Annotated in this window: 11 protein-coding genes, 4 tRNA genes and 1 pseudogene; 9 read left to right on the forward strand and 7 right to left on the reverse strand. The window is 53.7% G+C overall.

What is annotated here, in order from left to right; all coding sequences use genetic code 11:
• Positions 1-7 precede the first annotated feature (7 nt).
• Positions 8-1,477 (reverse strand): betaine-aldehyde dehydrogenase, encoded by a 1,470-nt coding sequence (gene betB / locus Q1K07_RS10905; RefSeq protein ID WP_300310684.1) that lies wholly within the window; start codon positions 1,475-1,477, stop codon positions 8-10.
• 17 nt (positions 1,478-1,494) lie between these two features.
• Positions 1,495-2,100, reverse strand: coding sequence for a transcriptional regulator BetI (gene betI, locus Q1K07_RS10910; RefSeq protein WP_300310686.1), 606 nt, complete (start codon positions 2,098-2,100; stop codon positions 1,495-1,497).
• Positions 2,101-2,316: 216 nt separating this feature from the next.
• On the opposite strand from betI, the gene Q1K07_RS10915 reads away from it, so the two are divergent.
• The 4 genes from Q1K07_RS10915 (at position 2,317) to Q1K07_RS10930 (ending at position 2,910) form a co-directional block, all read left to right on the forward strand.
• Positions 2,317-2,393, forward strand: a tRNA-Met gene (locus Q1K07_RS10915).
• Between the two features lie 179 nt (positions 2,394-2,572).
• Positions 2,573-2,648, forward strand: a tRNA-Asn gene (locus tag Q1K07_RS10920).
• Positions 2,649-2,715: 67 nt separating this feature from the next.
• Positions 2,716-2,791, forward strand: a tRNA-Asn gene (locus Q1K07_RS10925).
• 43 nt (positions 2,792-2,834) lie between these two features.
• Positions 2,835-2,910 (forward strand) — tRNA-Asn (locus Q1K07_RS10930).
• A gap of 486 nt (positions 2,911-3,396) precedes the next feature.
• On the opposite strand, the gene Q1K07_RS10935 is transcribed toward Q1K07_RS10930, so the two are convergent.
• Both Q1K07_RS10935 and Q1K07_RS10940 read right to left on the reverse strand, forming a co-directional pair.
• Positions 3,397-4,053, reverse strand: a complete 657-nt coding sequence (locus Q1K07_RS10935; RefSeq protein WP_300310690.1) for a LysE family translocator — start codon at positions 4,051-4,053, stop codon at positions 3,397-3,399.
• A gap of 183 nt (positions 4,054-4,236) precedes the next feature.
• Positions 4,237-5,697, reverse strand: coding sequence for a catalase (locus Q1K07_RS10940; RefSeq protein ID WP_300310692.1), 1,461 nt, complete (start codon positions 5,695-5,697; stop codon positions 4,237-4,239).
• Here Q1K07_RS10940 and Q1K07_RS10945 point away from each other — a divergent pair.
• The 3 genes and pseudogenes from Q1K07_RS10945 to Q1K07_RS21265 all read left to right on the forward strand — a co-directional run.
• The gene (locus Q1K07_RS10945; RefSeq protein ID WP_300310694.1) at positions 5,689-6,027 is read left to right on the forward strand and encodes a hypothetical protein; all 339 of its coding nucleotides are present in this window, start codon (positions 5,689-5,691) and stop codon (positions 6,025-6,027) included. The genes Q1K07_RS10940 and Q1K07_RS10945 overlap by 9 nt on opposite strands.
• 632 nt (positions 6,028-6,659) lie before the next feature.
• Positions 6,660-7,142, forward strand: a complete 483-nt coding sequence (locus Q1K07_RS10950) for a tripartite tricarboxylate transporter substrate-binding protein (protein ID WP_300310696.1) — start codon at positions 6,660-6,662, stop codon at positions 7,140-7,142.
• 58 nt (positions 7,143-7,200) lie between these two features.
• Positions 7,201-7,359: pseudogene (locus Q1K07_RS21265) on the forward strand (hypothetical protein); the annotation flags it as partial.
• Positions 7,360-7,695: 336 nt separating this feature from the next.
• Here the strand turns inward: Q1K07_RS21265 and Q1K07_RS10955 are convergent.
• The gene (locus Q1K07_RS10955; protein ID WP_300310698.1) at positions 7,696-9,543 is read right to left on the reverse strand and encodes a hypothetical protein; all 1,848 of its coding nucleotides are present in this window, start codon (positions 9,541-9,543) and stop codon (positions 7,696-7,698) included.
• A gap of 438 nt (positions 9,544-9,981) precedes the next feature.
• A complete protein-coding gene (locus Q1K07_RS10960; protein WP_300310700.1) occupies positions 9,982-10,737 on the reverse strand; it encodes a LysR family substrate-binding domain-containing protein in 756 nt (251 codons plus the stop codon).
• A gap of 5 nt (positions 10,738-10,742) precedes the next feature.
• On the opposite strand from Q1K07_RS10960, the gene Q1K07_RS10965 reads away from it, so the two are divergent.
• The gene (locus Q1K07_RS10965; RefSeq protein WP_300310702.1) at positions 10,743-11,024 is read left to right on the forward strand and encodes a hypothetical protein; all 282 of its coding nucleotides are present in this window, start codon (positions 10,743-10,745) and stop codon (positions 11,022-11,024) included.
• A 365-nt stretch (positions 11,025-11,389) separates the two neighbouring features.
• A complete protein-coding gene (locus Q1K07_RS10970) occupies positions 11,390-13,732 on the forward strand; it encodes a glucose/quinate/shikimate family membrane-bound PQQ-dependent dehydrogenase (protein ID WP_300310704.1) in 2,343 nt (780 codons plus the stop codon).
• Positions 13,733-13,940: 208 nt separating this feature from the next.
• Here Q1K07_RS10970 and Q1K07_RS10975 read toward each other — a convergent pair whose 3' ends face one another.
• Entirely contained in the window at positions 13,941-14,063 is a 123-nt protein-coding gene (locus tag Q1K07_RS10975; RefSeq protein ID WP_300310720.1) for an SDR family oxidoreductase, read from the reverse strand.
• Positions 14,064-14,074 lie beyond the last annotated feature (11 nt).

A 14,074-nucleotide genomic window follows, 5' to 3' on the forward strand; every position in this document is an offset into this window, starting at 1 on the left:
TGGACGCTTAAAAAACCGATGCGAACGGTCCCATCTCGATCTGGATGGACTTGGTCTGGGTGTAGTGAGCCAGTGTTTCGATGCCATTCTCGCGGCCAACGCCGGATTGCTTGTAGCCACCCACCGGCATTTCGGCAGGGGACTCTCCCCAGGTATTGATCCAGCAGATGCCTGCCTCGAGGCGGTGGATCATGCGGTGGGCCTGGTTGAGGCTTTCGGTGAAAACCCCAGCAGCGAGGCCGTAGGTGGTGTCATTGGCACGCTCGATGACTTCTTCTTCGCTGTCGAAGCCAAGGATCGCCATCACCGGGCCAAAGATTTCCTCGCGAACGATGCGCATGTCATCGGTGCAGTCGCTGAAAACGGTGGGAGATGCCCAGGCACCCTTGGCCCAGTCGCCCTGGTTCCAACTGTCGCCGCCGGCCACGAGGCGAGCGCCTTCCTGCTTGCCCAGCTCGATATAGGACAGCACCTTCTGTTGATGCTCGAAGCTTACCAAGGGGCCGAAGTTGACCTCAGGGTCGAGAGGGTCCCCGGCCTTGATGCGCACGACACGCTCTGCGATGAGTGCTTCGAATTCTGCCTTGACGGCATTGTCGACGAACACACGAGTGCCATTGGTGCAGACCTGGCCACTGGAGTAGTAGTTGGCCATCATGGCGGCGTCAGCAGCTCGCACCAGGTCGGCATCACGGCATACGATCAGAGGCGACTTGCCGCCCAGCTCCATGGTGACATCCTTGAGAGAGGAAGCTGCCGCCGCAGACATGACTTTCTTGCCAGTGCCGACTTCACCGGTGAAGGAGACCTTGGCGATATCCGGATGCGCGGTGATGGCCTGGCCGACGCTTGCGGCACCATGGACGACATTGAACACGCCATCAGGCAGGCCGGCCTCGGTGAAGATCTCGGCGAGAATCATGGTGGTCAGAGGGGTGACTTCGCTGGGCTTGAACACCACGGCATTGCCTGCTGCCAGGGCAGGGGCTGCCTTCCAGCAAGCGATCTGGATGGGGTAGTTCCAGGCACCGATGGAACCGATTACGCCCAGGGGTTCGCGGCGGGTATAGACGAAGCTGTCTTCGCGCAGGGGGATCTGGCTGCCTTCGATGGCCGCTGCAAGACCAGCGTAATATTCGATGACATCTGCACCGGTGACAATATCGACGCTGGACGTTTCGCTGTATGGCTTACCGGTATTGAGGGTTTCGAGCCTGGCGATGTCATCATTGCGTTCGCGCAGCATGGTGACGGCACGCTGCATGATGCGTCCTCGTTCCATGCCTGACATGGCCGCCCAGACTTTCTGGCCGCGCTGGCTTGAAGCCACGGCAGCATCCAGGTCGGTTTGACTGGCAACCTGAACATCGGCCAGATGACTGCCATCATAGGGATTGATGACCGAGAAGGATTCGCCGGAGGTCGCTTGTTGGCGACGTCCGTCAATGTACAGTGTCTGGATGTCGAGTAATGGCATGGCACCCTCTTGAAAGGTTAGTTTTTGTCGTGACCTGCGTGGTGATCGACAAGACGGTCAACATACTCCCGAGCCAACTGGCGAGCTTCCAGTGGGTTCAGGCCCTCAGGGCTCAGTGCGCCGCGCAGCCATAGGCCATCGATCATGGCGGCAGTCCCTCGAGCAGCGTCTTGTGCTTCTTGTCGGGGCATCAAACGCCGATACTGATGGCACAGGTTGGCGTACAGGCGGCGGTCATTGGCCCTTTGCAGGCGTTGCAGGTCTGGCTTGTGTACGGAATTGGCCCAGAAGGCCAGCCACGTGACGGCGGCTCGCTCATTGGTCTGCGAAGAGTCGAAGTTGCCGTCGACGATGGCGAGCAGGTGAGCGCGCGGGCTGTCATCGTCCAGTGCCCTGCGGCGTGCGGCCACCGCCTCGTTGAGATCCTTGAGGATCTGGCGCATGGTGGCTTCGAGCAAACCATCCTTGCCGCCAAAGTAGTGACTGATGATGCCGGCGGATACACCCGCATGACGGGCGATACGCACGACAGTTGCATCGGCCAGACCGACTTCACTGATAGCTGTCATGGTGGCCTGGATCAGTTGCTGGCGACGGATCGGCTCCATTCCCACTTTTGGCATTGCATACTCCTTCACTGTCCATGACGGAACATGTCCTTGGTGGCTGTTCCCATCCTTTGGGAAGTATGGACATAGAAGTAGTATGCCTTTTGTTGATTGTTCGTTCAATTAAAAAACATTATTGCCATGGGACTTGCCAATGGCTCGCTCGATATGCATAATTCAGCCCCGTCGATATGGCGGTGGTTAGCCAAGAGACGATAGAAAGATCGAAAAGGCTACATAGCTCAGTTGGTTAGAGCACATCACTCATAATGATGGGGTCCCCTGTTCGAGTCAGGGTGTAGCCACCAGAATACAGAAAGCGCCCACCGGTTCCTGGAATCGGTGGGCGCTTTCGTTTTCCGATGTTTTACGCTGATGGATGGCATGACATGTGGCTGGCCAGCCGGGCTGGCAGGTGCATGAAAGTCATTGATGGGCTTGACGTATCGAAAGCAATCCGTATACTACGCCCCGTGCTTGAGGCGATTCCCCGATAGCTCAGTTGGTAGAGCAAATGACTGTTAATCATTGGGTCGTAGGTTCGAGTCCTACTCGGGGAGCCAGCGCCAAAAAAGTTTTGTGATGATGTCCTGTGGCAATCACGAAGTAGCACCGACAATTCAGGGTCATTCCTCGATAGCTCAGTTGGTAGAGCAAATGACTGTTAATCATTGGGTCGCAGGTTCGAGTCCTGCTCGAGGAGCCATCCCTCTGCCTGATTATTGTCGCCCTTGTTTGCACATCGTCGTTCCCCGATAGCTCAGTTGGTAGAGCAAATGACTGTTAATCATTGGGTCGTAGGTTCGAGTCCTACTCGGGGAGCCAGTGCATCTGCTTGCTTGTCCTGTCGTTACCTATCTCGTTGTTGATCCGATACCCGTGAATGGTATGCGTGTGTCTGATTGATTTATTTGTCAATATCTCCGTTTTGATGTTGTCGCCTCCAGCGACTATCGGAAGCAGTTGCAGCAGCTGTTGCTCAACGCGCCAATGGGCATTTTTGCTTGGGCGCTTTGCTGATTGCTATGACACCATTCTGATCGATATTCCGACGAGATCTGCAGAGCTTTGAGGCCGAGTGGATTGCCGATCGCGGAGAATGTCGTAGTGCTCTCAAGTGTTGCGCAGACCGATTAGGTGCCGACATCAATGACGTGACTGTCGGGTCCTTCATCACACATTTTCAATGATCCACTCAAACGCCCTCCGGGGCGTTTTTTTATTTCAGGATTGATTCCTGTCGAGGTACTGCGCACAGGACGTTATCGGCTGGCCATCATGGGAAGATATGTCGAGTAGCCTAGTAAAAGCTCAAACACCGGGTGCACGACTGAACATTAAGCGTCCGCCCACAAATATGTATAGCATGCCAGTCATCGACTGGATGGTTCTCCAAACTGTCGGGCGACGAAGCCATTTTGTTGTTCGCTCCACGGTCAGAACGACACAGCCATAGAAGATGAGAGCAATCGTCGCGTGACTTGCTCCGAGTCCAAGCCCCGCAACCCAGGTTGCCGGTCCACTTGTGTCGAGAAACTGCGGGAATGCTGCCACGTAGAAGATCGCTGGTTTCGGGTTCAGAATGTTTGTCAGGAAACCGCGGAGGAAGCTTCGCCGTAGATCGAGCGAAGGCGTCATTGTCCCTCCTGGAACTACGGCAGGTACTGGACATCCCCTAACACTTGCGGCAAGGGCCTTGATACCCAGCCAGATCAGGTAGCTGGCCCCGGCGATCTTCAGGATGGAAAACAACATCGCGGAAGCCATGATGATGGCACCCACTCCGATGAGTGCCAAGGACGCATGAACCATGATCGCTGCGCAAAAACCCGCGGTCATCATTAGTCCTGCATACCGTCCGTTCGTCGGCGTAGCCTGGATCAGAAGAGCTAGGTTGACACCAGGCGATACCACGATGAGCGTCACGATCGACAGGAAGACGAGATAGCTATCGAAGCCAAGTGGCATTTGTGACGCTCCACTGTAGAGGACTAGAAAACGAGCTTACTAGCTTAGTGAATTGAAGCCCCATCGCAACTCCAGGGCTGGTAATCAGGGAACTAGGCCCGCAGGCCAGGTAGAGCAAGCAAATAGGCCCACCAGCAATAAGCTGGCAGGCCTTCATGTGTGGACTGTCGAAAGCGTTGTGCATCAGCCGCGTTGTTGCTTTACACCCTGCTCGATACGTTCGCCAAGCGTCTGGTCGACGTTCTTCCAGTAGGCAAAGGCACGCTCCAGCACCGGTTCGGTGACACCACCGCAAAGGTGCCCAACCACGTTGGAGACCAGACGATCTCGCGCGGCTGCATCCATCACCTTGTTGACCAGCACATTGGCTTGGCTGAAATCGTCATCGTTCGGACGCAGCGTGTAAGCTGCGCGCACGAACTCGCCGTCGGAGGACCAAACCGCATCCTCAGGATAGCGCTCGGGATCAGCCTTGGGGCCGCCTTTGCTGTTCGGCGCATAGACTGGATCAGAAGCATTGTGGATACGCATGGTGCCACCCTTGCTGAAACTGTGCACGGGGCACTTGGGTGCATTGACCGGAATATGCTTGTAATTGACGCCGAGACGCGCGCGGTGTGCATCGGAATAGGAAATGGAACGTGCCAGCAGCATCTTGTCCGGCGACAGCCCGGTACCCGGCACCATGTTGTTGGGCTCGAACGCCGCCTGTTCGATTTCGCTGTGGAAATCGGTAGGGTTGCGATCCAGCGTTAGCTTACCGACCGGAATCAGCGGGTAGTCTGCATGTGGCCAGACCTTGGTGAGATCGAAAGGGTTGATGTTGTAGGTCTTGGCATCCTCGAACGGCATGATCTGCATTTTCAGTGTCCAGCTCGGATAATCGCCGCGCTTGATCGCTTCATACAGGTCACGACGATGATAGTCGGCATCGGTACCGGCCATCTGATCCGCCTGTTCCTGGGTCATGCACTTGATGCCCTGATCGGTCTTGAAGTGGTACTTGACCCAGAAACGTTCTCCCTGGGCATTGGTCCACATGTAGGTATGGCTGGAGAAACCATCCATGTGGCGCCAGGTGGCCGGGATTCCGCGATCACCCATCAGCCAGGTGACCTGGTGTGCGGATTCTGGTGCCAGCGTCCAGAAGTCCCACTGCATGTCGTTGTCGCGCAGTCCATTATCGGCGCGGCGCTTTTGGGAGTGGATGAAGTGCTGAAACTTCATCGGGTCACGCATGAAAAAGATGGGGGTGTTATTCCCCACCATGTCGAAATTGCCTTCCTCTGTATAGAACTTCAGCGCGAAACCACGCGGGTCGCGCCAGGTATCCGGGCTGCCGGCTTCCCCTGCGACGGTGGAAAAACGGATCAGCACATCCGTTTTGGTGCCTTTTTGTAGAAACTTGGCTTTGGTGTACTTGCTGACATCTTCCGTGACTTTGAATTGGCCGAAAGCTCCGCCCCCTTTCGCATGTGGTTGACGGTCCGGAATCATTTCTCGGTTGAAGTTCGCCATCTGCTCCATCAGGTAGTGATCATGGAGCACGATAGGACCGTCAGCCCCGACGGATAGTGAAAACTCTTCGCTTGATACGGGCATGCCCGAATCGTTAGTCGTAGGTTTGCGATTGTCTTGAGTCACGATGATATCTCCTCTTTTCATTATGACGCGGCTTTCCATGACCTTGTAGATGAGCTGGCTATCCCGCTGGCAGACAACTTTGAGCAGCGCTCATTCATCCACGTCACATCTAAGGTAGGAAACCAGAAAAGGGATGCCAAGGACCATGCATCAGCACTCGTTGAGTTTCAGCTACTCACAAGCGCCGACAGATTCACATTGATCGTAACGGCTCCCTTCTGGTCGTGCTTCTGCTACCCCGACTGCGATGAAACGAAAGCAATTATGAAAACAACGCATCAACGTTATTCCATGAAGCAAGCGGAAAAAAAGAAAAGATATTCCACGTGAACAACGTTGTATATGAAGAGCCATGTTTTCCATTGTTAGAACGCTTCATGTTAAGCGTGATAGGGTTCTATCGCTTAAATCAATGAATAACCAGTGTCGTTATTGAGTGAATACAAGAAGAAAGATCAACTCTTCAAGCAGATTTCGAAAAAGCCCAAGGCCTTGGAAAGCGATCAGTACTTGAGAGGCTGGCCTCCTTTACTGAAGAACAGCAGCAGGTCTCCCATTCATATCTGGATGGAGCCCACCTCCTTTCTATCTCGAAAACCTGGTGTGTTCTTCGGCATTTTCATGTAACCACCGCGAACCGAAAGAGATGGATTTTGAAGAGGGTGAATGGAAAAGTTCAGATTGTCTGTCGCTTGCCTTTTCATTATTTAAAATTCAATAGTGCTTTGGTGTGGCAATATGGGCTATCACATTTTGGAGTCAGGTTATTATATTTTCTTGATTTGAGTGGAATAAGATGAACGAAGGGCTTATTTTCATCATTGAAAGTGATGGTCAAATTCCCAGATTCAGATATATGCTAAAAGATTTGGATGGCTAATATGGAACTTGGGCATACTATGACGATAGAGTCGGTTTCAATTTTTAATTGATCAATATATTAACTCTACTGGGAGGAATTAATGAAAAATGGCCTATTCAATAAAATCAGTCGTAGTGTAACGGCTGAATGGATTGCTCCCCTGTTGATTACGCTCACGGTCGGCGCTGCGCCCTCCATAGCTCTTGGCCAGGATGCCTTTCCCGACCGCTCTCTGTCTATTGTCGTGGCGTTCGGGAAGGGAGGCGTCTCTGACATCACTGCGCGTATCATTGCCGACCCCCTCGGTAAAGCTTTAGGGAATCGTGTATTAGTCAAGAACATGCCTGGTTCTTCCGGCGCGGTCGCGTCACAGTATGTGCTTCAAGCAGGCAGCGACGGCTATACGCTGCTGAATATGGGCAACGCTGCGACGATTCGGGCCACGTTGATGCCCAATTTCGAACCGGACCAACTTCGTGAATTTCAGCCTGTAAGCCCCATTGCCAAATTTGGACTCGTAGTGGTGACTGCGCAGGATTCTGAAATCGATTCGATAGGAGACCTGTCAGCGCGCAGGAGTTAGGCGAAATGACCGGCTGTTCAATGTCAATCGGTCTTCACAACGTCATCGGCGCATTGAAATGGATGTCAATCAGGTAGAGCGCTTCTTTAAGCGCCTTTCTGGCTTCTGTGGAGAAAAAATTTCTCCACACCGATATCGACATACGCTAGCAACTGACCTAATGGAAGAGCCTGAGAGGAACATAAAATTGACCCAAATGATATTGGATCATGCCAGCATCGGGACAGCGCTGCGTCAAACCCAGGCGCTTATGGCCGAATACAGTGTGAGCCAGGAGGATATCGCGCTGGCTGATGTTGATATGCCCATCGCGGAGGCCAGCTCTGGAAAGACGCCGCCACGCTATGTGCGGCTCCCTGAATCGCTGGTCTGTCACGCCTTTGGCACTAGCACTGTCCATGCACCATTCTGTGACGAAAGAGGGCGCATCCATGGGGCGAGTTCATCGGGCCCCGATGCCGTGACAGCCGCGGCGTATGCCTTTGCAAAAAGCGTAGGAGGGGGGGGCAGGCTCGGGAGATGTTGCTCATCTCTCGAACCTGAAGGGCAGGCATCAATCCTGCAACGGGATATCGAACGAATAAGTGGCGTGGGAGACGGGTCCCTTGTCAATAAACAGGAATCCCACCGGTTTATCGTAAAAGTGGTAGGCGCGCCGAGGCCAACTGCCATCGAATGAATGACGCACTTCGGCGATTCTCTTCAGGTAGTGGCCTTCCGCGTCGCGAGCGAGCACCAGGTCCGGGACTTGATTGTCCGCCGCTGAAGGACCGAACAGCGTCTGCCCATACATCTCATAGTTTTCGGGCAGGTCATCAACAGAAACCCAACGCACGTCGATTTCCGGCAGCATCAAGATATCGAGTTCACCACGAACACGTACTGCGGGCTGTTTAAAGCTTTCCGGGTAATACTCAATTCTATTGACCGTGAATCTCACTGGCCCATCTCGTTCCTGCGGATCGTATTCGAACACCGGCTTGCCTTCCTTATCGAGAAAGGTAAGCTCCCGCACCTGATTGAAACGATCGAAATCTGACATCAGGCGATTACTCATCTGATCCGGAAAATGAAAGTACAGCATGTTGAGTTTTTCGTCCGCCAAGCCGGGATTTCCCCCTTCCTTGCGCTCGACCTTGATAGTCTGATCCAACAAGCCAGGATCCGCTTCCAGCGGCTGATCCAGTTCCCAGTCACTGGCGGTGTGATCATACACTCTGGTCCGTACGCCAAAGGCTTGCGGCTTATCCTGATTGTCCGGTACGTTGAATTGCACTGGCGCCAGATCCAGCGGCACAGACAGGGTTGTCTCGCCGATGAAACCGGGCAAAAACACTTGCACCTGTTCCACCGTGCCGCGGAATGCCACCTCCACATACAGTTGCCGATCGGCATCGTCCAACATGGCCTGCTGTTGCCCCTGTATACGCTGTTCTAGGGGCTGATCCTTCAGCTCCCCGGATTTAGCCGCATCAATCAATTGATCCAGCATTTCGATGATCTGTTCATCATCACCGGCCGGCCCTTTTCCTGTATTGCTACGTGACAAGAACGAACCAGTGCTGTCACGGGCTTCTACCTCGACCTGGTCAAGCAAGGACAGTGCTTTTTCAACCGACACGTCTTCTGGCACTTTAAACAGCAGTCGTACCCGGTGTCCTTCAACCTCCTCCAAAGTGATGCGCCACCCTGACACATCGTAATGGTTGCCCACATCGGAAACTGAATAATCGACTTCTGGCAATGACTCCGGCACGGTCAAGATCATCTCTCCGCGCGCCCTTGCCACCGGTGGTGGCGGTGGCGGCACCTGGCCGATGGGCAGGTTCACGTGTTTCTTCAACTGGGTGGTAAACCTATGAGCAGAGGAATCCCACAACGCCACTGGAATCAGATTACTCTGGTCGGTGAACGGGTCCTGCTCCACTACAGGCAGTTCAGTGCCGTCTGCCAGTGTCACTTGTTTCCAGTTGATACTGAAATCAAAGGGGTATGCGAACGGCAATATAAGCTCCGCCTCCTGGGGACGATAGCGCACATCAGTGGTCAGCAGCACACCGGCGGCCAACTGATCGGCCATATCCTTCGTGTCTTGATAATCATCCAGGATCGTGTATGGCGAGATGTGATATTGGACCTTTTTAGGGGGTATCCGACGCTCCAGGTCTCCCTCGCGAATCCAGAACATGAGACTGGCCAACTGCGTCAGTGCTTCCTTAACGTCCTGATCAGAAATAGATGCGATCTTTGACTGGTACTCCTCCTTCTGTTCAGCAAGCTCCTGTCGCTGCTCTTCCAGAGATTTCTCCGAACAGCCCGCTGACAACACCACCAGGAATGGCAGCCATAAAAACAATAACGACACTTTGTGCATGAAAAAAACCTCGGAAATGGCAAACATCTAGATCGGAGCTCAGAAGGTTTCTGCAAGAGTTTTCGTGCTCACTTGCCTGAGTTTCATCACAGAACCGCTTGGGGAACTGGAGGCACTATTCACCCGAGGCATATTCAGTGTGATGTGTGATGGAGGCAGTTGGGACTTGGTATCGGGAGCATAACCCTTCCTGCCAGCTTCCTACTATCTACTATATGAGTAGATCGAAGTTGACCTCTTAAGGTAATAGCAGTGCAAGTGCCCTCTATGGTGAAGTGATTGAAGAGAGGACGAGGCGCTCAGTCTGAACCGCCCATTCCCTGACTTCATGTGAGTACTTCTTTGATGTTGTCACCACTCTATCCTCTCAAGAAATGGAGTCTCCGGGAATCCCGGGGCGGTTCACCGATACTGCAGTGGCGGTTCAGTAGCGCAAGCACTCAAACGGTTAAACTGAATCCTGTATTAAACACTATTTCTGATGCTGCTTTTCAATACCTCACTCAGTTCTCTCTCGAGATGTTGTGTCACGATCCTGACAGCCTCCAAAAAGTCTTCGGGAACATCCGCAGTCCTATACACCATGGCTATCTCGTACGGAATGGGAGTTCCTTCACCCGTTGGATACACGAATCGCAGACCTTTAGGGGGCGATATCCCAAGTTGGAGGCTCGGCATGAGGGTGATTCCAACCCCACCTGCGACCAGTCCTGCGGTTGTATACATAAGACGTGCATGTTGGGCCACGCGGGGGCTAAAACCCGCTGCCGCGCACGATTTAAGTATCAGGGAGTGCATTCCTGGCCCATAGTGAGCGGGAAAAGTAACCCAAGGATCACCAGCGAACTCGACTAACCTCGCTCGTTGCTGTGTGGCGAGCCTATGTGACTCTGGTACGGCCAGCAGCATATGTCCATGAAATATAGGTTCGACACATATATCTGTAGCCACGTCACCGATCGGAAGGACAAGCAAGCCGAAATCAAGCCGATCTTTCCACAGTGCATCTAGCTGATCTGCTGTTGTTGCTTCTTCCAGATAAAAATCTACATCGGGACGCTGTTGCTTGTATCGAAGCAGGATCTGCGGCAGAAGTCTTGGGATGACGCTATCTACAAATCCAATACGCAATGTTCTGGCTTTCCCCAAGCTAGCTTGCCGCGCAGCTTGTACGGCGCGATCAGCTTGCTCTAGAGATAGTGACTCCTGCTCAATGTCCACAAAATATGACCACCACTGCCAGTGTCATGGTGAGAAAAACACGGCCTGACTTCGCCTCCATGTTATTCATGTCCAGACTGGCCCTGCCTTCCAGCCAAAGAGGAACCAACGAGCCCTCCAATGACCTGTTGCGACAATGCATTCCAAAGGAAACCGATTTTCGGCAGATCACAGATGCTGAGCTGCGAGCGCTGGTAAAGAAGTTGAATGACCAGAAAATGGTGTGGTTATCGGACATCAGTACAGGTATTCCTGTGGAATGCACTGGTGCTGCACGTATTGGTTGAGCTCAGGCGACAAGGCCGTTGATGCTGTTGATTTGAAATTAATTAGCTTACTATATATGTCCGGCGCAGACGTCAGCAAAGTTGCGGCTGTTGAGCGAATGCTCTGGCTTTCCAGTCAAGCCTTCCTCAGGTCGTCATCCTTGGAAATCTCTATTGCCTCCTGTCAAGACCAGAAGCCATTGATGTGATGCACAGGCTATGAAGTCAGGCTTCATGGTGCAAACCGCATATTGGTTTGCCAGTTTCTGGCTACGCTTATGGGAGGGGGCGCATCCGGCAGTGCTTTCGGGTACAAGCGGATGTTACGCAACTGACACCTATAACAAAAACATGGACGCTATAATTCACTAATAGGAGCAAGGGCAATGTTCATTCTTTCCCTGATCTTCTGGATAGTGGGTCTTGTGCTACTCGGTGGTGGCGCTTGGCTCATGACTCTGGGAGGAAGTTGGTACTATGCGCTAGCGGGCGTGGCACTGATTGGTGTCGGTGTGTTGATGAAACCGCGTCTGGCAGCGGCACGCGGGCTTTATGCGCTGTTTCTGATTGCGACAGCCATATGGGCGCTGTGGGAGTCTGGCTATGACTGGTGGCCACTGGCTACACGTCTGGGTGTATTCCTGCTGTTGGCGATTCCGCTTTTCTTCGTGGGCAAGGCGGGCGAGCGTCACCTGGGGTTGAAAGTGCTGCTCCCGATCTGGGTGGTCATTGGTGTCGGCACACTGGGCAGCGCGCTGGTTGATGCTCATAAGATCAAGGGTGAACTGAACACTGATGTCGTGGCAGAAACCCCCAGCATTGGTGATACACCGGAAGGTAGTTGGCATGCGTATGGCCGCAATAATCTGGGGCAGCGCTTTTCACCGCTGACACAGATTACTCCGGAGAACGTGGATAATCTGGAGCTTGCCTGGCAATACCAGACAGGTGATCTGAAAGGGCCGGATGACGTCACGGAAACCACTTACGAAGCGACACCGCTGAAGGTGAACAATTCGTTATTCCTGTGCACACCGCACAACTGGTTGATCGCGCTGGACGCTGACTCTGGCGAAGAGCAGTGGGTCTACAAGGCCAAGATTCCAGCAGAAAGCCAGCGTCAGCATCAAACCTGTCGTGGTGTTTCCTATCTGCCGCCATCTTCCGGTGGCCCTGATACGATTGACGTAAAAGTGGCAGATGGCCCGGCTGAAGCACTGGAAAGCCAGCAGTGTGATGCCCAGCTGTTCATGCCGACATCCGATGCGCGTCTGTTGGCATTGGATCCTGAAACCGGTGCACGTTGCAGCAACTTCGCTGACAACGGCGAACTCGACTTGATGCATAATATGCCTTTCAAACAGGCAGGCTTCTACTACTCCACATCACCGCCTGTTGTGGCAAATGGCCTGGTTGTTGTGGCGGGTTCCGTTAATGACAACTATGCCGTCGAATCACCTTCTGGTGTCATTCGTGCATATGATGCCAAGACCGGTGAGCTGGTATGGAACTGGGACTCTGGCAACCCGGATGAGACTGCGCCGATCGGCGAGGATGAAACCTACACGACCAGTTCCCCCAACAGTTGGTCGGTGGCCAGTGCGGATGAAGAACTGGGGCTGATTTACTTCCCGATGGGGAACCGTACACCTGATCAGTTGGGCATGTACCGTTCGCCTGCCGAAGAGAAGTATGCCTCCTCGGTTGTGGCGTTGAGCCTCGAAACTGGTCAGGTCGAATGGGTGCATCAGTTTGTGCACCATGACCTGTGGGATATGGATACGCCGGCACAGCCTACGCTGGTGGATCTGGACACCGAACAAGGCAAACAACCTGCTCTGGTCATTCCGACCAAGCAAGGGGATGTCTATGTACTGAACCGCCAGACTGGTCAAGCCATTCTGCCGGTTTCGGAAAAAGCCGCGCCACAGGGGACGATAGAAGGCGATCATGCATCTCCGACGCAGCCGATTTCGAGCTTGACGTTCCGTCCGCCGACACTGCGTGAAGCTGATATGTGGGGGGCCACTCCCTTCGATCAGTTGATGTGTCGCATTCAGTTCCGCTCGTTGCGTTATGAAGGTCAGTACACCCCGCCGTCCGAGCAGGGCACTATTGTATTCCCTGGCAATTTCGGCGTATTCAACTGGGGCAGTCTGGCGGTAGATCCTAAGCGTCAAGTGATGTTCGGCATGCCGCTGTATCTGGCATTCACCTCGACACTGGTGTCGAAAGAGGGCGCTGATTTGGGGGAAACCAATCAGGGGGAGCAAGGCCTGAATGAAAATGCCGGCGCGTCCTACGCGGTTGAAATGAAACCCTTCCTGTCACCTCTTGGTGTGCCGTGTCAGCAACCGCCGTGGGGTTATGTGGCGGGAGCCGATCTGCGTACAGGCGAGATCGTCTGGAAGCACAAGAATGGCACCGTGCGTGACATGAGTCCGCTGCCGCTGCCCTTCAAGATGGGGGTTCCGGGGATCGGTGGCCCCATTATTACTGATGGAGGAGTCGCTTTCCTGGCCGCGGCCGTGGATAACTATCTGCGCGCCTATGATCTGACCTCTGGTGAGCAGCTGTGGCAGACACGCCTGCCCGCCGGTGGCCAGGCTACGCCGATGACATACCTCAACAGCAAAGGCGAGCAGATGGTCGTGCTGGTTGCAGGTGGCCATGGCTCCATCGGCACGACCATCGGTGACTATGTCATGGCATACAAGCTGAAGCAGTAAGCTGTAAGTATCAAGCATCTCACCTTGAGATGTGAAACATCCGGCCCCCGCTGATACTGGTCAGCGGGGGCTTTTTTATTGGTTCATCTTTATTGGTTCGTCGCGCTTTACCGAGTATCCAGTTTCATGAGGCCACTACATGCTTACCCCTTGAGTGTCTTTCAGCCCCTTGGTGCTGGGAAGGGTGACAATAGGGCTTTTGGTTGTCTCAGGCAAAACCGCCATTGGCACGCAATATCTGGCCATTGATCCAACTGCCCTGGGGGCTGGCAAGGAAGGCAACGGCAGCGGCAATTTCATCCGGCTGTCCCAGGCGCTCCAGTGGTGCCATGGCGGCAATCG

Source organism: Halomonas sp., assembly GCF_029263665.1.
GTDB lineage: Bacteria > Pseudomonadota > Gammaproteobacteria > Pseudomonadales > Halomonadaceae > Halomonas.